Source organism: Corynebacterium falsenii (genome assembly GCF_020099275.1).
In the GTDB taxonomy this organism is placed as follows: domain Bacteria; phylum Actinomycetota; class Actinomycetes; order Mycobacteriales; family Mycobacteriaceae; genus Corynebacterium; species Corynebacterium falsenii.
Window position 1 is genome coordinate 2,330,753 of sequence record NZ_CP083646.1, and the last position, 18,953, is coordinate 2,349,705.

13 protein-coding genes and 1 pseudogene are annotated in these 18,953 nt (G+C 60.4%); 8 read left to right on the forward strand and 6 right to left on the reverse strand.

Annotation, left to right across the window (positions count from 1 at the left end; genetic code table 11):
* Nucleotides 1-32 precede the first annotated feature (32 nt).
* From LA343_RS10070 to LA343_RS10080, 3 genes are all read right to left on the reverse strand, one after another.
* Nucleotides 33-1,766 carry a bifunctional ADP-dependent NAD(P)H-hydrate dehydratase/NAD(P)H-hydrate epimerase gene (locus tag LA343_RS10070; protein ID WP_025403204.1) on the reverse strand — a complete coding sequence of 578 codons (1,734 nt, stop codon included), beginning with the start codon at nt 1,764-1,766 and terminating at the stop codon, nt 33-35.
* A gap of 63 nt (nt 1,767-1,829) precedes the next feature.
* Nucleotides 1,830-3,320, reverse strand: coding sequence for a cryptochrome/photolyase family protein (locus LA343_RS10075; protein WP_025403205.1), 1,491 nt, complete (start codon nt 3,318-3,320; stop codon nt 1,830-1,832).
* 11 nt (nt 3,321-3,331) lie between these two features.
* Entirely contained in the window at nt 3,332-3,757 is a 426-nt protein-coding gene (locus tag LA343_RS10080) for a hypothetical protein (RefSeq protein ID WP_025403206.1), read from the reverse strand.
* 192 nt (nt 3,758-3,949) lie between these two features.
* Here LA343_RS10080 and LA343_RS10085 point away from each other — a divergent pair.
* The 5 genes and pseudogenes from LA343_RS10085 (at nt 3,950) to LA343_RS10105 (ending at nt 8,663) form a co-directional block, all read left to right on the forward strand.
* A pseudogene (locus LA343_RS10085) lies at nt 3,950-5,097 on the forward strand (glycerophosphodiester phosphodiesterase family protein).
* Between the two features lie 46 nt (nt 5,098-5,143).
* Nucleotides 5,144-5,653, forward strand: coding sequence for a DinB family protein (locus LA343_RS10090; RefSeq protein WP_025403207.1), 510 nt, complete (start codon nt 5,144-5,146; stop codon nt 5,651-5,653).
* Between the two features lie 74 nt (nt 5,654-5,727).
* On the forward strand, nt 5,728-6,456 hold the full coding sequence (locus tag LA343_RS10095; protein ID WP_052337574.1) for a type 1 glutamine amidotransferase: 729 nt from the start codon (nt 5,728-5,730) through the stop codon (nt 6,454-6,456).
* Nucleotides 6,457-6,563: 107 nt separating this feature from the next.
* Nucleotides 6,564-7,589, forward strand: a complete 1,026-nt coding sequence (locus tag LA343_RS10100) for a cutinase family protein (RefSeq protein ID WP_224209158.1) — start codon at nt 6,564-6,566, stop codon at nt 7,587-7,589.
* 231 nt (nt 7,590-7,820) lie between these two features.
* Nucleotides 7,821-8,663, forward strand: coding sequence for a CPBP family intramembrane glutamic endopeptidase (locus LA343_RS10105; protein ID WP_144084506.1), 843 nt, complete (start codon nt 7,821-7,823; stop codon nt 8,661-8,663).
* A 103-nt stretch (nt 8,664-8,766) separates the two neighbouring features.
* On the opposite strand, the gene LA343_RS10110 is transcribed toward LA343_RS10105, so the two are convergent.
* The 3 genes from LA343_RS10110 to LA343_RS10120 all read right to left on the reverse strand — a co-directional run bounded on the left by LA343_RS10110 (nt 8,767) and on the right by LA343_RS10120 (nt 14,872).
* On the reverse strand, nt 8,767-9,951 hold the full coding sequence (locus LA343_RS10110) for a 5-methylcytosine restriction system specificity protein McrC (RefSeq protein ID WP_025403211.1): 1,185 nt from the start codon (nt 9,949-9,951) through the stop codon (nt 8,767-8,769).
* Complete coding sequence (locus LA343_RS10115) at nt 9,948-11,846, reverse strand: McrB family protein (protein ID WP_025403212.1); 1,899 nt, start codon at nt 11,844-11,846, stop codon at nt 9,948-9,950. The genes LA343_RS10110 and LA343_RS10115 overlap by 4 nt, the downstream gene beginning before the upstream one ends.
* A 605-nt stretch (nt 11,847-12,451) precedes the next feature.
* A complete protein-coding gene (locus LA343_RS10120) occupies nt 12,452-14,872 on the reverse strand; it encodes a DUF262 domain-containing protein (protein WP_025403213.1) in 2,421 nt (806 codons plus the stop codon).
* An 863-nt stretch (nt 14,873-15,735) separates the two neighbouring features.
* Between LA343_RS10120 and LA343_RS10125 the strand changes: the two genes are divergently transcribed.
* From LA343_RS10125 to LA343_RS10135, 3 genes are all read left to right on the forward strand, one after another.
* Nucleotides 15,736-16,002 carry a BRCT domain-containing protein gene (locus LA343_RS10125; RefSeq protein WP_025403215.1) on the forward strand — a complete coding sequence of 89 codons (267 nt, stop codon included), beginning with the start codon at nt 15,736-15,738 and terminating at the stop codon, nt 16,000-16,002.
* 104 nt (nt 16,003-16,106) lie between these two features.
* Complete coding sequence (locus LA343_RS10130; RefSeq protein WP_025403216.1) at nt 16,107-17,264, forward strand: GIY-YIG nuclease family protein; 1,158 nt, start codon at nt 16,107-16,109, stop codon at nt 17,262-17,264.
* A gap of 381 nt (nt 17,265-17,645) precedes the next feature.
* Entirely contained in the window at nt 17,646-18,923 is a 1,278-nt protein-coding gene (locus LA343_RS10135; RefSeq protein ID WP_144084508.1) for a pentapeptide repeat-containing protein, read from the forward strand.
* Nucleotides 18,924-18,953: the final 30 nt, after the last annotated feature.

Consider the following 18,953-nt stretch of genomic DNA (forward strand, 5'->3'; position numbering starts at 1 on the left):
CACGGATGGCGCGCACCTGTGCCGCGCTCGCTCTACACCTGCGCGGTCAGGTGCGCGATCGCCCAGGGAATCGCCTCCGCGATGCGCGAGGCCGAGGTCGGCGCGCGACCATACGGCGTTTCCGCACTCTGGAACGCCGCCACGGCGTGGATGATCGCGCCGAGCGCCGTGGTGAACAGCACGTAGTCCGCTTCCGCACTGTCGATCTCTGACTGTCCCGCTTCCGCATAGCCGTGGGCGAAGGCTCGCCTGCTGGCGTCACGAGCCAAAATAGCCCCCACGATGCCGGAGAGTACGTCACCGGAGCCTGCCGTGGCAGCCCAGGAAGACCCGTAGTCCACTACAACGGTCTGACGCGGGTTAGCAATAACGCTGAACCGGCCCTTGAGCAGCACCGTGCAGTCCAGCGCGACGGCCAGATCGCGGGCGGCCTGCAGCCGGTCATCGGCGGAGTTGGCGACCTCGTGCCCGAGCTCGCGGACGGGCTTGGCGAGGCGCTCGAACTCCCCACCGTGGGGCGTGCACACCGTCGGTGCGAGGCGCTTGCGCAGCGTCTCCACGAGGTCCTTGTCTTTGCTGATGATGGTCAGCGCGTCCGCGTCGAGGATGAGCGGCTGCACCGTATCCAGCAGGTCCACGAGCTCTTCCTTGGCCGCCCGATCGGTGCCGCGGCCGGGGCCCAGCACGCGGGCCTGGACGCGCCCGGTGGCGAAGCGGTCGGGGTGGATGACCACCTCCGGCAGCGACGCGGTGATGGCGCACGCGTTGCCGCCGACGTAGCGCACCATGGAATTCGTGGTGCGCACGGCTCCGGTGCAGCTCAGCACGCCGGCGCCGGGGAACTGCTCGCTGCCCGCGTAGATGCCAACCACGCCGCCGGAGTACTTGTCGTCTGTCGCGGACGGCTCGCCGGGGAGGTTGCGCAGCAGCGCCTGGGTCTCAGCGTGGGCGGGGCAACTGTGGCTGTCGCCGAGCGGCACGCAGTACAGCGACGGCAGCGGGCGATCCGCCGCGCCCGCCACGGTGGCGAGTTCGTCGCTGAGGCGGCGGCCATCGTCGAGATGGATGTCACTGACACTCACGTGCCCGCACTCGGCGCTGATCCCGTGGGCCCTGCGCATCCCGCCGAAGGTGACGGTGGCCGTGGCCGTGACGTGCGTGTTGATCCCGTCCTCGGTCGGCGCTGCTGTGATTGCCGTATTCGCGTCGACGCCACTAGGCAGATCGACCGCCAGCACCGGAATGTGGTTGGGTGCGTGGGCGATGGCGTAGGTTTCTGGGGTGCAGGCGCTGGCTTCGGCGCTATCGCCGGCGGGGATGCTGTGGTCGTTGGCGTGCAGGAGGCGGGCGATGTCCAGCGGGATGCCGTCGACGCGATTGCCGAGGCCGAACATGCCGTCCACGATGAGGCCGTAGTCGGCGAGCTCAGCGGCCTTCGGCAGGTCGGTGAGGATGCGCCCGCCCGCGGTGGTGAAGGTCTCGGCGGCGCGCTCGTGCATCTTCGGCTCGCCGCTGTCGGTGCGAACGATGGGGTAGGCATCGACCCGCTTGCCCTTCATGGCGGCGAGTGCGCCTGCGTAGAGGGCATCGCCACCGTTGCCGCCGGGGCCGACGAACAGCAGATAGCGATCACCCTGGGCCCACTGCTCGCAGGCGTCCGCCACGGCGGCGGCTGCGGATTGCATCAACTCGTCCGGCCTGGTCTGTGCTTCCAGGAGGGGTTGTTCGGCGGCGCGGATCTGGTCAATGCTGAAAAGCCAATTCATATTTTCCACTATAGGGCTGACCACTATTGGGCGAAGCCCGGTTAGGGCGGTATTACTGCTGCGTTACTGCTGCGCGGCGCTGTCCTTCATGAGCTGGTAGGCCTCCAACGCCTCGGCGCGGGACTCTTTAAGGTCCACGATCGGCGCGGGGTACTCCCCGGACAGCGGTCCCAGTGCTGCTTCGGGAACCCAGGTGGAGATGTACTTCTGGTCGGCGTCGAACTTCTTCTGCTGCGTTTCGGGGTTGAAGATCCGGAAGTAGGGGCTGGCATCGTCCCCGCAGCCGGCGACCCACTGCCAGTTGAAGGGGTTGCTGGCGAAGTCGGCGTCCACCAGTGTGTCCCAGAACCATCGCTCCCCGACCTGCCAGTGCACGCCGAGGTTCTTGGTGAGCAGGCTGCCTACGATCATGCGCACGCGGTTGTGCATGGTGCCGGTCTCCCAGAGCTCGCGCATGCCCGCATCCACGATGGGGATGCCGGTGCGCCCGGTCTTCCACGCCTGGACGGCCTCATCGACGCTGTCGCTGGTGCCACCGTTATCCTCGCCGGGCCATGCCCACGGGAAGGCGTCGAACTCCTGGCGAACGTTGCGAGTCGCCAAATCCGGGTGTTCGTGGAGGCGGTGCCAGGCGAAATCGCGCCACAGCAATTCCTTGTGGAACGTCTCGACGTCCTGCGGGAAGTCGGGGGCTTCCTCGGCTGCGGCGGCCCACACGCTGCGCGGGCTGATCTCGCCGAAGCGCAGGTGCGGCGAGAGCCTGCTGGTCACTGGGGTGGCCGGAAAGTCGCGGCCTTCGTCGTAGCCGGGCTGGCCGCCGAGCTCGTGGCGGAACTCTGCCAGGCGCGCGGCCGCGCCTTCCTCGCCGGGTGTCCAGTACTGGAGGATCTTTGTGGCCCACTGCGGTGGCTCGTCCGTGGATTGACGAGACACCTCGGCACCGAGGGAGCCAAGCTTCACACCGTTGATCTCGGAGGCGTCCGCGCCCGGCCCGGCGAGGTGCTCCGGCACCGGCAACGGCGGCTGCCACATCTCGTTGACCAGGGCACCCGCGGCCTTGGAAAACGGCGTGTAGACCTTGTAGGCCGTGTCGCTGTTTGTGCGCACCTCCCACGGCTCGGTGAGCAGATAACCGGGGAAGGAATGCACCTCCACGGCCTGGTTTTTCAGCTGCCCCTTCACGGCCGTGTCCACGTCAATGAAGGGCTTGTGGTAGCGCCGCGACCAGCTCACCGCCGCCGCGCCGAGGCGGTCCGCCACGTCCGGAACCACGGTGCGCGGATCGCCCGCGAGCTCGATCAGCGGAACCTCGAAGGCAGACAGCGCCCGGCGCAGAGCGTCCAGGCTCGCGCGCTGCCACCACCTACTGGCGCCGCCGAGTGGGCGGATCGTGGTGGCGTCGGGATCTTCATGAACAAACAACCCCACGACCACGCCGGAGTGATCAGCAGCCCAGTCCGCCAGGGCGGTGAGCGCTTGATTGTCGGCGAGGCGGAGGTCATCGCGGAACCAGAACAGGCCCACGGGCTGGCGGTCGGCGGCGGAAGGTGTCATGGGTACCGAGGTTAGACGCCCGAGGCCACCACATCGCCATCGACCAGCGGCGAGTGGAAGGTGTGCGTGCGCGTAATACGGCGAAACGGGATGCGCAGCGAGCGCACGGTCCAGCTGACCTCGACGGGGATGGTGCTGTGCTCGGCGGCGTAGCGGTACAGCCCGGAGCTCGTGCCGTGCAGGGTGACGGACCGCTGCGGCCACACGACATCGCGGGTGGCCAGCGTTTGATTGTGCACCACCGCGCGGAGACCGCGCACGGGCGTGGCCGAGCTGATGTTCGTAATTTTGACCTGCAGCTTGCTGCCGCTGAACAGGGTGACCACGCCGAACAGCGAGCTCGGATCGCCGTGGGTGCGGCTGGACGCTGAACTCCACCAGCTCGCCACCACACTATGGCGGCGCAGGGCTCGCGCTGCGTCCTTCACACTCTTCATGCGCCCCAGCCTAGTGAAAAGTGTGCAGCAGAAACGGCCGGTGTTGGGCGTGCGGGCTCGGCGGCGGGGTTCTAATGTGTTGAGCGATCTGGGTTCATCCCCGGATGGCGGTGGGCGATCTGCCTGCCCGTTGAGCTTTTCTTTTTCTCTTTTCGACGCCCAACCGGGCGCGAGGAAGGACTTTCACCCCTCATGACTATTCGACTTCTTTCTTCCAGGGCTTCCAGGGTGGCTTCCAGGGTGGCTGCTCGTGCCGCGGCCGCAGCCGTGGCCGTGTGCGCTGTCGCGGGCGGCGGCGTGGCTCAGGCTGCGCCGAGCACTGCGGCTGGCTCTGTGCCGAGCACTGCGGCTGGCTCTGTGCCGAGCTCCTCCGATTCCATCGCCCCGCTGGGATCGCTGGCCGGGCTGCCGATTCCGGGCTCGCTTGGGCTCGGCCCGGTCATTCCCGATGCGCAGCCGGGCTTCGACCTGGAGGCCCACCGTGGTGGCCGCGGAGAATTCACCGAAGAGTCCGCCACCGCGTTCACCCATGCCTTGGATCTCAACGTCAGCACGCTCGAGCTGGACGTGGTGGTCGCCGAGGACGGCACCCCGTGGTGTGGCACGACCCCTCGGTGCAGGCCGAGAAGTGCTCCGATACCGCACCGGCCACCCCGAATGACCCCGAGTTCCCTTACGTGGGCAAACTGGTTCACGAGCTGAACTGGCAGCAGCTCCAGACCCTCGACTGCGGCAAGAAGCTGGCCGACTTCCCAAACGCCCAACCGGTTCCGGGCAACAAGATGCTGCAGCTCAAGGACGTTTTCGCCCTGGCGGCAAATCAGCCCAACGGCCGTGATGTGCACTTCAACATCGAAACGAAGTTGGAGGCCGAGAAGCGCGCCGATTCCGCGACCCCGCAGCAGTTCCTCGATGCCATCCTCCCCGTCATCCACTCCAGCGGCGCCGACAACCGTTCGGTGATTCAGTCCTTCGATTGGCGCTCGTTGGAGCTCATGCGCGATCAGGCCCCGCAAATCCCCACTGTCTTGCTGTGGGATGACACCACGTGGAAACCCGGTTCGGTGTGGACGGGGTCGGTGAACTTCGACGCCACCCAGGGCGACATCACGCGCGCAGCCAAGCAGGTCGGTGCCAGCATCCTGTCTCCGGACTTCGCGCTGGTGAGCGCTGAAAGCGTCTCCCACGCCCATGCCGCAGGCCTGACCGTGGTGCCGTGGACGGTCAACGAATCCGCCGATATCACGTCCATGATCGACGCCGGAGTAGACGGCATCATCACCGACTACCCCACCCGCGCGCTGGAGATCCTCAACGGTCGTGGGGTGGCCATCGCCTAGCACCGCGCTTGTCGCAAATCCTGGTCCCGCGCCTAGCATGGGAACCATGAATGGAATTGATGTGCTCCTCGATGTGGCGTCGAGACCAAAAGATGCTCTTGCGGCGCTGCCCTCGCTCACGACCGACCAGCTCAACCACCACCCGGAGGGTCACCCGAACTCCGTGGCGTGGTTGCTGTGGCACACCGGGCGAGAAATCGACATGCAGCTCGCGGCCCTGACCAGCGACGATGAGATCTGGCGCACCGGCTTGTACCGCGACGAGCTCGGCCTCGGGGAGATCGGCGACAGCCTCGGCTACGGCCACTCCCCCAGCGACGCTGAGCAGATCCAGGTGCGCGGCGCCAACGCGATGGGCACCCTGACTGGCTACATCAACGCCACGCTCGAGGCGCTCATCGCCTACTGCCGCACGCTCACCGATTCCGACCTCGGCGAAACCATCGCGGAATACGACGGCGAACCGATCTCCCGCGGAACCCGGTTGATCTCGATTGTCGACGACGCCAGCGCGCACCTCGCCCAGGCGGCCTACGTGGCCGGGATGCGGGCATAGCTGCAGGCCAGGAGCACAATGTAGGTGATACTTCATCCTCTGAAAGCACCGGAAGTTTTCAGTAGCATGCAGGCATGACCGTACTGATTTTACAACCAGACCCGATTTCCCCCGCAACTCGCATCAGCCACTGGCTCGACGAAGCCGAGCGGATGTACGACGTAATCAACCTCCCCGCACTTGTGGACCGGAACCAGCACAACGATGAAGACGGTCCGATCTCCACGAAGCAGCTGGATTCGATCTCCGGCATTGTTATCTGTGGCGGCCGTATGAACTGCTACTCCGAGGATGAGAACCCGTGGATTCCACCGGTAATGAAACTGCTCAAGGGTGCCGTAGATAAGGGCCTGCCGGTGCTGGGCACTTGCTTCGGCCACCAGCTGCTGAACCGCACGATGGGCGGCCACATTGAGGTGGGCTCCCTGGCCCACAAGGAAGACGGCGTGGTCACCGTGGAGGTCACCGACGAGGGCAAGGCCGATGATTGGTTCGGCGGCGTGCAGGACCTCGCGCCGCTGACGGTGTACGAATCCCACAGCGACTACGTGGCCGAGCTGCCGCCGGAGGGCGTTCTGCTGGCGCACTCCGATCGCTGCCCGGTGGAGGCCGTGCGCATCAAGTCCGCCCTGGGTGTGCAGTTCCACCCGGAGGTGAGCCCGGAGGAGTTCCGCGAGTGGGCTCGCGTGCAGGACGGCGAGGATGCCGCAGAGCCGGCGTACAAGGCTGCGAAGTCCGCTGACGACAAGGCCAAGCAGATCGGCGCCTACGTGGTGAAGGAATTCATTTCTCGCCTGGGCTAGGGCTGTTAGGGCCGGGGCTGGGGCTTGGTTGGCGCTGGGGCACCGGCTACCCCCGTGTGCTCAGCTGGTTCTCAGCATTACTGTGCAGCACGTGCGATAATCGGCGGGTGATTTTCCTGCCTACTTTCCGCGCTAATCGCCGGTCCACCGGCAATGCCAGCAGCCAGTCAAGCAGCCTGCCCACCCGCCGTTCGCCGCGCCGCGCATCCCGTTCGCTGCGCGCGGTGGCGGCGGGTGTTGCTGTTGCTGCACTCACTGCGGTGGCTCCGCTGGCCGCAACCACGGCAGCCGCTGAACCTGCTGGCGCCGCCGCTCCCACCTGCCCCGCCACGGCCATCATCGCCGCGCGCGGCTCGGAGCAAAACGGCTCGGGCATGATCACGCCCACCACCTACGGCGCGAATCCCACTGCCTCCAACGGCTACGAGGGCCCGAACATCCGCGGCCTTCTGCTCGAGGCGGAGAAGCAGAACCAGCAAGAAGCGGGCACAAGCCTGCTGACCAACGTGCCCGTCATCGGACTCGACGCCGAGCACTACCCCGCCGCCTTCCCCCTCCCGCCGCTCGCCGAGGAAGGCGAGGATCTCACCCCCACCGAGACCCTCCAGCGCCTCGCTGTGTTGCTGTCGCGCCAGTCTCCGCTGGAGATCGTCAACCATTCCATCACCGAGTTCCTCAACAGTGCTCGCGTGGGTATCCCCGGCACGATGCAGCAGGTCGCCGAGTACGAGGCCGCCTCCGGCTGCAAACCGAAGTACGTGCTCATTGGCTACTCCCAGGGCTCGTTCGTCCTTGGCGCCAACGAGCAGGAGCTCGCCCGCCGCGGCCAGCTCGGCGGAGTGATCTCCATCGGCAATCCCGCGCAGATCCTTCCCGGCCATTCCTTCTTCGGCGCCTACACTCCGAACCGCACGAGCTACTGCCTGCATGGTGACATCGTGTGCGCCGCGTGGCAGGTCGATCCCGCCCACGCCGTGGACGCCATGACCCAGGTCCACGACACCTACTTCATAACACCCCACCCCGGCGACGCCGACGCCCTGCGCACCATGCGCCACGTCATCGCGAACGCCGCCACGGCGGAGTCCTCCCCTATCCCCTCCTTTTCGAGCTACTCCCAGTCCAGCTCCTAGTCTTTTTCTCGACGCCACTCTGCGGCTCTCTGCAGCGAATCCAACTCAACCGCTCGAGCAGGCGAAATCGAGGCTCCGATCCGATCTTTACCTACTGGACAAATGTACAGTTTTGTATATAGTGTTGCTTCTGCCTTGAGCTGGAGCTTGTTGGAGTAGCTTTGGCACCCCGTTCATCGGAAAGGAGATGTCGTGTTCTCTCAACACGTTGCAGCAATTCCACGGAAGTCCGTGAAGGATAACATTGTTATTCCTGTGGCGGTCTCCGCGTTTATCATCCTTGTAACCGGAAGCTTGTTTTCTTTCGCGTTCGGCCTCATCTTCCCGTCAGCCGAGGAGAAGGAATTCACGTTGGCCACCCTGCTCGGCATGGCTGCGAATACGCTTTTTGCACTGTGGTTCATCTCGAAGGTTTCGAAGATGTCGCTACGAACGCAGGGGTGGATTGCTGAGGGATGGCCGCGCCGATACCTCTTCGGCATGGTGGTGGGCATCGGGGCGATTACAATCGTGTTCGTTTCAAACTTGCTGCTGCGCGGTATCGACATTTCCTGGGCGCTGACTCAGGCTGCGGTCCCTACGTTCCTCATTACGATGGCCTTCTTCCTGTTCCAGGGCGCATTCGAAGAGATCATCTTCCGCGGATACTTGTTACCTCAGTTCGCGAAGTCGATGAATGTTTTCGTTGCTTTGATCGTGACATCGCTCATGTTCGCTGCGTTGCATGGTACCAATTCGAATATGAGTGTCATGGGCATGGTGAACCTTGTGATTTTCGGTTTGGTGTTCGGTTCCGCCTATTTGATGACGGGCGACTCATGGAAGATTGGCGCCGGCCACACCTTCTGGAACATGTTCTTGGGCATTATTTACGGTTCCCATGTCAGCGGCCTGGTGATGGAGGGTGCACTGATTCACGCTCAGCCACGCCCCGGAATGGCCCTTCTTTCCGGCGGTGAGTACGGCATGGAGGGGTCCATAGTCGCGTCGATCGTGGGAATCGCGCTGATCGTCTTCTGCTTGAAGAAGTTCCGAGCGCAGAATGAGAAGCCACAGGCCGCTCGCGCGGAGTAGCTGTTTCTCGTCACGGCCGAATTCAAGGTTCATAAGCACCGGATCTACTCCCCGTTGTTGCGATGCTGTGCGATGGCGCGGCTCCGACAAACGGCAGTAAAGGTTACAGCGGCCCCGCCCCCACTGCAGCGAGGGCATCGTCGCGGATCACCCTAGCTGAGCCCATAAGGTCCAGTGCCGAAAACGCCATCGGATGCCCGTCCATCACCCACTCCTGATGCCGCGGAAACTCCGGCCGCACCTCGGTACCCAAAGCGGCGAACACCATCACTCCCCCAACCTTCTTCTCCCCCGCGCTGACTCCCCGTAGCTGGCCGGGGTTCAGCTGAGCCATCGTCACGTAAGCGTGAATCTGATACAAGTAATCCGGTTTCAGGGTCAGCTTGTCGCCGTGGCGGCCGGTCGCCGCCATGTTCGTGAATTTCGCATCCACGATAACCAGCCGCCCCTCGGGATCCACCAGCGTAATGTCCGTCCTCATTCGTGGTAGCGCCGGTTCGTGACCCGCTGCCTCGTCGGACACGTCGTCCACAGCCCAATGAATGTCCTTCGCTCCATGGACTTGCCATCCTTGTGGCGTCAAATAAAAACGGTAAATCCCCAGAAGAGCGGCCTCGAACAACGTGCGCAGCTTCTCCTCGCTCAGATCCGACCGCTTCACAGCAGCGTGACCCGTCCCCCGATCGGGCAGCAGCAGCTGCAACATCAGGGAGGCCAGCGCCACGGGCTTGCGGTCCTGGCGCGATAGTCGTCCACGAGGCTCCGGCGCATCCGACTGGAAGGGCACGCCAGAATTGGTCAGAGTCCGGCACAACCTCCGAGCCCGCGCCGCGAGGGCCGCGACTTCCTTCGCTTGCTCGGTCGTCAACGTGCCATTGCGCTGCCCGACCTTCTTCATCGCCTGCACTGTGGTGGCTGCTCGGTTCAGCGCCCTTAAGAGATACCGGTTCACCGGGCTATCCACCGTGAGATCGTTGAAGGTGCAGTTGATCTGGCCTTTCTCCAGCAGTTGCCCGCGCAGCGTTGGCAGCACGTTGATCTTGCCGCGCATCCGGCTGAGGTTCCGCTGGGTGCGGGTGAACCCGATGGTCAGCTCGCGCTTCATCCGCTGCTCCACTGCGCCGCACAGCAACTCGGCGACCAGCAATGGAATGTCGGCATCGGGATCGTCCACCCCGGAGTCCGTCACCGCCCCGCAGGTCAACGCCGACGACGCGTAGAGCTGCAGCACCCATAGGCTCCGGACGGGGACGTACCTGCTGATGTCAAAGCCCTCGTGCTCACTCACTGCACGTGAACCTCGTTGAGCAGTGCTAATGCCTCCTTCAGACGGTCGGGATCGTCGTACCAGTACTCCTCTAGGAGCGGCTGGAGATCCGTTTCCACTACTCGGCCAAACCATGCTCTGGTTTCGTCTGCGGATAGTGGGCTGCTGCGCCGACCAGGGGTCACGAAGCTATGCCCGATGCAATAGGCCGAGCCCAAGTTCACGTCATCCTCGATCAACGCATTGACGGCCGTGATCTGCTCCGCGATCTGTGTCAGAACCGCTTCGTCGCGGCCGCACTTGCTGACGCAGTACTGCAGCCATTCCCCTCCCAAACTCGGCTTTAACGTGGCAAACCCGAATCGGCGCCGCAGAGCCATATCGACCATGGCCAGTGACCGGTCGGCTTGGTTCATCGTGCCGATGACGTACAGGTTCGGCGGGACGTGGATCGCATCATCGTCACCGGAGGCGTACAGCAGCTTCAGCGCACTACCGCTGTTGCGCTTGTCCGCCTCAAGGAGAGTCAGCATTTCACCAAAGATCTGCGCCGGGTTGCCGCGGTTGATCTCCTCGATCAGGACAACGTGTTTCGTCTTTTCGTCCTCTTCGCCCGCGGCGGCGTAGATGGCGTCCATGAAAGGCCCATCCTGTACCACGAGGCCGCGTTCCGCATCGGGCCGGAGCCCCTGGACGAAGTCCTCATAGGACGTTGAAGGGTGGAACTGCACGGCAGTGATGGTCTCGTCCGAATCCGTGCCGATCAGAGCGTAGGCGAGCTTCTTCGCCAGCCATGTCTTCCCTGTACCGGGTGGGCCCTGCAGAATGAGGTTCTTCTTTTCCCGCCAACGCGTGAGGATTGCCTCGAGGTCGTCTCCGGGCATGAAGCAACCTGCGTCCACGATGTCCGCGACGGTGTACTTGATGGCGGCCTCTACTGCCTCTGAGCTACCGGCGTTGTCTGCCGAGTGCGCCGTTGGCGACGATGGGGTTTCCTCTGATTCCACGTCCCCGTCACTGGCCGCGGGGGCCAGGTACGCGGAATCCGATAGCTCCGGGAACGTTGCAGGTAGCGATGCGTCTTCGGCGATCCAGGCGCGCACGTTGTTGCATACGTCGATGTACTCACTGCCTTTGATAGATCGAGGCAACTTCGACCACGCCATGCGCGCAGCAATCGGTTCTTCATCCGGCGATTCGGTACTGGTCAACCCTTGGAGGTAGTCGATGGTGCGCGAATCGAGTGGCAGGTAGTGCTGGGCTCTGATCCAAAACAGCGCCATGGTGTATGAGCCACGCGCCCGTCCCGCAGTTGCTACGTCGAAGGCTGTAACAAACCTTTCGTAGGCTTCGCCTTCGGTAGCCAGTTGCCTCTCGACGCCGCTACCGCCGTATTCGCCGAATGCCTCCCCGTTGCGGTTGCCAGCGGGGTTCTCGCTTTGGGTGGGGATAGCCGGGGTGTTCGGTGTGGCCAGTTCCAGCGCAGCAGTGAAGAGTGCCCAGATGTTGTCGTAGAAGGCGGTGTTGCCCGCGTCGGCATCTCGCGATTCAAACCTGGACCGCATGTTGTTGACCTGGGGCACCCCAGCGAACCCGGTGGGTACGGGCGAGTTGAGCCCGAGGGCCTGCTTGAATCCAGTGCATACGGCGATTTTGCTGCTCAAGGAGATTTGCCGATTGATCACCGCAAAGACTGTGAATGGGTCTACATCATCGGCTTCGTAGCGAGCGCCACCCTTGCTATAAGTCCATAGGAGGTTAAACAGCGAGGGCCGCCCGGACGCCTCGGCTGCGTCACGGAGTCTGGTGAGTAGCTCTGCGCGACGATCTTGGTAGTCCTTGAGTGTGTCGGACATCTCGGCAAAGAAGGGAACCCAGCTAAGGCTCTGATCGTCGTTGACTGGTGTGGGTTCCATAGGGCCTGGATATTCCTTTCCTGAGAGCGCAGGTTCGAGCCGCGCTATCGCGTTGTGGCGCGTCTCAGAGAATGCAGTGCGATAACCCGAAGCCGAGCTCCGAAGGTACGTTCTGAACTACTGTATCGAAAGAAGTCCGAGCCCCCGCTGTACGGGAACGCGAGCAAGCCACTGTTCGACCGCTCCAACTGGGGCGATCGTGGGTTCACCGGGAATAGTTACCACGCGAAACCTTCCACAGTTCCTATATAGAGAGGGGCCCAGTTATCTTGCTATTTACCAACACACAGTCACCTACGCGAGGAACGTTGCGGAATCATCTGAGGAGGTGAGCATGGTCGATGGTAGTCGCTCTGTTCAATTCCTCGTTGGTGGCCGCTGATGCTGCTGCCTAGCCAAACCACGATCCGGGCAGAGCGGGTTTTCCTGCCAGAACATTTCCTCGGGTTCGCCTCTTGGGCTGACGGGGATTACCGAGAAATGTTGAGACGATCTGTGAGACTGGCGAGCGTTCGGTGTCGAAGAATTGGTTTCTTGTGCATGACCCGTTGCGCTACACGCGACAGACATCCGCTCCTAGGTTTGGAACTCAAGCGGTAGCCGACCTAGGTCTCGACTGTGTCCACCTGGGCAAGCCGCTCCAACAAATGGCTTACTGAGCCATCACACACCTTGGAGTTAAACGTTCCGGGCATCATCGTGTCAATCTGCTGGATTGCTGTCAGAACGGCCAAGACCTTTTCCGCGTTGTAGCTGGACGTATCCCTCTCCAGCTCGGGTTTAGTCGGCACAGAGGTTACAATCCCATGCCACTCCGGAACAGCGAACTTTGTGAACACCGTGAGGAACTCTGCTCTTAGTTCTGGGAGGATGGGATCGGAACTAGGTGCATCGACCAACTCATCGAATCGAGGAATAAACTTCGTGAGTTCCGCAAACTTTTTTACCCTGGTGTCTTCTTCTGGTTCGGCTCCAGTCTTCGGCCGCATGTAGATCACAAGATCATTGGGGTCCAACCCTAATGCGCGGAAAAGTCCTCGCAGCAATGTCATTTTCGAAGCGGTCGACGAACTGGTGACAGCCCATAGTCCCGGAACAATCTCCTCCTGGCCGCTGTACCCCGGCTCACTGCCTGCAGACAGACCAGGGGCACCTTGCTCGGCATAAGCACGAATTACTTCGTAGTATTCGCCGGACAACGTTCGAATAACGCCGCGAATGAGATCCCGGAAACTCCCCACGGTGTGGGAGGCTCCGTCGAACTCGTAGGAGACGATGGCCCGTTTACTGAAGTTGTTGTCTTCGCCCATCGGCATCGAAGGCAGTGGCTCCCTCACAGGCTCGAAGTCCGTCTCGATCATGGGCCAGTAATCGATCGCGTCTTGTAGCAGTCTTTGGGATCGCCGCTTCATTGCGGCCTCATCCCACTGTGATGCATCACGAACATCGGAGTTGAGACGGTACGGAGAGGAGTCGAATCCTCCTGGCAACTCTTTCTTGCGGGCGAAGGTGTAGTTGCTGTACTCGGAGTTGTAACCAGTAACGGTGAGGTTGCCGATCCGATGCAGCCACGTCTTGTGGATTTCTTCGCAGTTCGGGCCAAGCTCTTCACGCCATTCCTTAGTGAGGGTCTGCGGCATGATGTGTTCAATAGAGATGTCACCCGCGTCGATACCGGAGGCGATATCCAAAATGTCCTTCGAGTTGAGGTTTTCCAAGCACTCGAAAAGGTAGCGCCGGTTTTCGAGACGGAAATTGTAGAAGTTTCGGGTGAGGAACTGTTCACTGAATTCTTCGTCGTTCGGGAACTCTCCCGACGTGCCGTCTCTACGTCGGAGCAGGTAGATGATTGCGTCTTCTAGGGAGCTGTCATCGGTCACTAGTCTTCGAGCTTCGCTGTAGAGTGTGGCAAAAATCTTGTTAAGGGCGTTCGATTGGGCACCCACCACTGCTCGTCGGAACAGGTAGCTGTCCACCAAAATGACGATCTTTGTGAATTCTTCCGGAGACAGCTGTTCTTCTTTGAGGTCTCCCACAATCGGCATGAGGGCCGGAAGGGCCACTTCGCGGTTCAGGAGGTTGAAGCGGCGAAGCCTTCGGTCTGCGGCGGGCACTCCGGTCCGCGATTGGTTGATATCGCGGTAGTGCTCTGAATAGCTGCGCATGAGCGCCAAGGTTTGTTCCACGGGTTCATCGAGGCCTCGAAGGTAGACCTTAAATGCCTCGTAAACGGCATCGAATCGAGGAGTTTTTCGGGTTTGAGAAATCAGATAGAGACGGATGAAGGTGTCTGTTTCGAAACCGACGTTCCTTTCAATCTCATTCCAGTAACGCTCGTAGAGACGTTCCTGCGTAGCGTTATCCAAGCCCATGAGCACGAGGTTTCGAATCTTGTCAGATTCCTTAAGCTCTTTACCTGTGGAATTCAAAGATTCGAAGATGCGCTGCGGTTCATCGTGGGGTTCTAGATCCAGAGCCATGACTTCCAACCGCTGGATCGCGGTCCACAGTTCATCACCAGTGAGTTCCTTTTCGGCTATGCGCTCGCGGAAGTACCGATAGTTGCGCGTGATAGTGGATTCTTCTTTGGGTTCATCACGCTGAAGCAGCCTTCGATAGGCGTCCAAATCGTGTTTCACAGGCTTCAACTTCAACTTCGTCTCAGAATCCGCCGTGTAACCGGCACCCTTGAGGTAGTTGCGACGAATCTTGCTGCTCAATTCTGAATCTTCCGACTCAACAACCCCAGCATCGAGCGCGTCCGCGAGAGCCAGCATCAACAGGCTGGTGGTGGTGAGACGTTGCTGACCATCGATAACAATCCAGTCGAAGGAAGTTTCAGGCTTTCCTACGACAGCACCGAAAAAATGCTTAACCCGGTCGTGCCGGACTATTTCAATCAAGTCGTCAAAGAGCCGAGCACACTGCGCTTCACCCCAATCGTAATTGCGCTGGTAAACGGGGATAATCAACTGCTTATCGTTCCCATCGAAGAGGAGAACAATGTCCCGAACGTTGCCTTTCAACTTCTGAGCTCCTTGGGTTTGAGGTACGTGCCCTAACGCCTGGCATATGATCACGCATGTGGCCGTGCTTCTCACACTACCGGCGTGCTGGACAGCTTCTCGGAAAATCCCCGCAATTCGAACGCTTGCAGCAACGTCTTCTCCTATGTACTGGACTAACGCTATCGTCTTTGCAAAAGACGTTGTCCGGCCCCTCACACACATCAACAACCTCATGCAAGAATTCGTTGCTATCTACTTCGGAACCGCCTACGAGCAATGCCGTTCCGCTTACGCCCTAACCTAGTGGCCTTCTACAACCACGGAATCATTATGGATCGTTTCCATACGGTGCTTCGCCCCCAAGCTAACGTTGGCTACTTCAATCCCGTCAACGCGTGGGGTCACGGCATCACGGCCGAGGATGTAACCCATGCACCAGAGTGGTCTGGTATTAGGTAGTCCGTTGCCAACTTCATCGGGGATCGACCCCCGTCGCCCACAACATGACTTTCGATGGCTACGTTCTTTCTGATCTCGGCGCCACCTGCGAACACCCTGAATTTGTCAACTCTCGGCTGTGCACGCTGCGAATGGCTCGCCGTTTTATTGCGCCAGATCTAGACCGAAAGGATCTTGATGCGGTCCTCGACTATTGCTTTCCGGGTGAAACTTTTGAGCACCACGAATCCAACGCAGATGCTGAGGCGTGCAGCCGGATCTTCACACGTATGCAGTAAGAATACGTGTTCGATCGCCTGGTTGAACTCTGCCCTCCCAGTGGGACCCGTCGCCGGCACGCGGCAGCTGGAGTCAACCGATCCGTAGTGGAGGATTAGGTCGCGCAATTTGGCAATTCCACGGTTCTCAGGGGTGAGAGAGTGATGATCACCGAAACCCTACAGCTAGAACAGCGCGCTGGAGTCCAGCAGCTCGTTGAGGCTTTGGGGCGTGCCACGGAAAAGAACCTAACGAAAAAGTCAACGATCTTGGAAGTCAGTATTCCAAATCCCAGCTTATGGACCGAAGGGGTGTCCGCTCCTCGCAGGCTCACCAAGACAGCAAAACTTCGTGCAGCGGTCTCACCTATCGAGGTGCTTACCGAAGAAGAATTCTTTCAACGCCTTGGTGACGAACAGTTGACTTTCTAGCTCTCAGCCATGGCTTCTACATCTACGGCGAGCCACCGGGCGATGAAAATTCACTAACAATCGGTACGCTTAGGCCAGTTCTTAGTCTGACACTGGAGGCCCATGTGAACAGCGCTACCCCTGAAGACCGCCCCGTCTATCAGCGTTGGCCTCTGTCCCCTGGGCAATCCATTGCACCTCTCATCCAGCGCGACCGCCGAGGCATCTATGTTCTCGAGTTCGCAAACGGCGAACTCTATGTGGGCCAGTCTGTAAACGTGGTCTCGCGTTTCGCCACCCATGTCCACGGCTCTTCTCATCACGAGCCGTGGGCAGACATTATTGCCATTCGCTTCCGCCCCATCCTTGAAGGCGACCTCGATGAGGCGGAACGTTCAGAGATCCAACGGTTACGCAAAACTGGTCACACGCTGCGGAACAAGGCGGGGAATTTGGGGCACGAGCGACCGGCACCTCTCGACAAGGTCGTGACCATCGAAGAACAGCACCACTGGGCGGCCGGTGCGCCCAACTACGAGTTGGGCAGATTGCGCAAGCGGATTGCTGCAGGCCAACCAATACATCGTGCTCAGGGTTCATCGAGCTCCGTTGCCCTATCCAACAACTCGGCGAACACGAAGCTAGCCGCCTATTTCGCACAACCCTCGCACCAGCAGGGAATCTGGCAGGGTGTCCACGCAGCGATCATCCAAGACCTCGGATTTCTCCTCAAGAACATTATTCCGAACGCTGTCGACACCGAACTCGACTACTGGACCCTCTCAGATATGCCTTCCACCTCCGGAGGACGCTTCGCTTCCTTGAACACCGGCATTCTCGAACTCGCATACTTCCCGCGCCGCCAATTTCCGTCCACCGACCCCCTGGTCATCGACTCCGATGTCATCCAGCCGACATTCTGGGTTCATCTCAACTTCCCGGAAAACACCATCCTACCGATATTCGCCGAGGACTCTCCCTCCAATCTGTCGCCGTTAAACGCTGGCGAAGAGATCCTCCTTTCCTCCGACGCCACCACCCGCCCCAACACCCCAGACCTCCACTGGTCTGTCAGCAGGACCAACTACCGGGTGGCACCACGAGATACACTGAGCCTGCCTGTAGGAAGCGCAGAACAGTTCCTCACCGTGCACTTTCCGGAGCTTCTCCCACTCCTACGGAAGGCCGCGATCTCTCTCATGCGACAGGGCTCATCGGGTATCTTCCGCCGCTTCCACTCCCCAACCCTAGCGACGAGTATATACGTCTCATTGGATCGCTAATTTTTGGATCCTTACATTCACAATTCGCCGTGCGCGTACAACAACGGCAAAGCGTAGTACGTCCCGAAGGGAGACGGCTCTACGAACTTCACCGGCTATTGCTCGGGTTCTCCCACGCCAAGCTCGACGCTTACTCTGAAAGTCAGTCTCGCTGAACAAAGTTAGAACATGTCCGTTATCCAACTACACTGAGTGCATGGCAAATGACCACCCTAGAGAGAAGCCCAATCCAACAGCCGAGACTTCCTCACATGAGGGAGACGACACAGCACAGAACGAATCAGTAGAGCCTCCCCGAGAAAGGTTCTGGAAAGGCGAATCACAAATCGCCGATAGCCGAGCTAAGGCTTGGTTAGGTAAGTGGAATTCATGGTTTAGTGAGTGGAAGGAAGTCGTCCTCGTTGTCGTTTTTTCCTTATCAGCGCTGGTGTCGTTATCTCGGTTTTCTCGTGGAAGCTAACATTCGCCAAAGCTGTAGAGATCCTCTCACCAGCATTCTTAGCCATGGTCGGAGCTGTGATTTCAACGGTTATCCTCTACTCACGATGGAAGAGGGACTTCGCTCAGCGAGAAATGATAGAGCGCAACCGAATCCTAAATGAAAACAGACGACTGGAATTACAGGAGCTTAGCAAGAGAAAGGAAGCCCTTGGTAGCCGTCTGGCAACGGCTATCAACCACCTCTCTTCGACAAACGGTTTTACGCAGGTTGCCGGCCTCATCGAGCTTGGGGGCTTAGCCGACGACTGGTGGAACCTAGGAGTTGCCTACGGAGCAATACCAGACGGTGAATCACAGAGCCCAGATGGTGAAGGTGTACGGGAACGCCATGATCTGACCTTTGAGGAGGTACAACAGCGTCGCCAAGAAATCGTCACCCTCATCTTCTGCCAAAAGCTGCCCGGTGCCACCGACGAAGACTCTATATGTGACGAAGACCGTCAGAATATGGTGCAGCGAGCACGTGCTGATCTCCTCCGGGTGCATACAGACCGTGCGTATCTTATCTCAGAATCATCTGAGCCTTCCTTAAAATCTTGGCACCACTTCAACCTGGATGGGGCCTGGCTAAAGGATGCGCAACTAAATCGCGTTTACGTGAGGCGCACTCTTCTTGTCGGAGCAAACCTGCAGAACGCCCGACTCGGCGGCGCCAACCTCCAAGACGCCCAGCTCGGCGGCGCCAACCTCCAACACGCCAACCTCGCCAAAGCGCAGCTCCAACACGCCGACCTTAACAAAGCACAGCTCCAACACGCCAACCTCGCCAAAGCACAGCTCCAACACGCGTGCCTATGGGACAGCAGGTTGCAAGGCTCCAATCTCGTTAACGCACGTTTGCAAGGCGCTGAACTTCTTAGAGCAAAACTCCACCACGCTAGGCTCAGGGCCGCGCGTCTCCACCATGCCAAGCTCATGCGAGCCGACGTCCGTCAGGCCAACCTCCGAAACGCCGACCTCCGAGACACCGACCTCTTAGGAGCCAAATTGAACAATGCCGACGTTCAAAACGCACTCTACTCCAAAGAGACCGTATTTCCACAAGGCTTCAAACCTGGTAGGCATGGTTTGAAACTGAACTATTCCAGGGAGGCTAATGCTCAGAAAAGCCGACCACCGCTTCCCTGCGAGAACTACCACGAGAGACGTGAATTATGAACCCAGCTGTGATGGTCTACCGGGACTGTG

What these genes read in the sequence shown, in the direction of transcription:
- LA343_RS10070 (WP_025403204.1), bottom strand. Translation starts at nt 1,766, where the DNA reads ATGAATTGGCTTTTCAGCATTGACCAGATCCGCGCCGCCGAACAACCC.
- LA343_RS10115 (WP_025403212.1), bottom strand. Translation starts at nt 11,846, where the DNA reads ATGGAACCCACACCAGTCAACGACGATCAGAGCCTTAGCTGGGTTCCC.
- LA343_RS10095 (WP_052337574.1), top strand. Translation starts at nt 5,728, where the DNA reads ATGACCGTACTGATTTTACAACCAGACCCGATTTCCCCCGCAACTCGC.
- LA343_RS10080 (WP_025403206.1), bottom strand. Translation starts at nt 3,757, where the DNA reads ATGAAGAGTGTGAAGGACGCAGCGCGAGCCCTGCGCCGCCATAGTGTG.
- LA343_RS10075 (WP_025403205.1), bottom strand. Translation starts at nt 3,320, where the DNA reads ATGACACCTTCCGCCGCCGACCGCCAGCCCGTGGGCCTGTTCTGGTTC.
- LA343_RS10125 (WP_025403215.1), top strand. Translation starts at nt 15,736, where the DNA reads ATGATCACCGAAACCCTACAGCTAGAACAGCGCGCTGGAGTCCAGCAG.
- LA343_RS10090 (WP_025403207.1), top strand. Translation starts at nt 5,144, where the DNA reads ATGAATGGAATTGATGTGCTCCTCGATGTGGCGTCGAGACCAAAAGAT.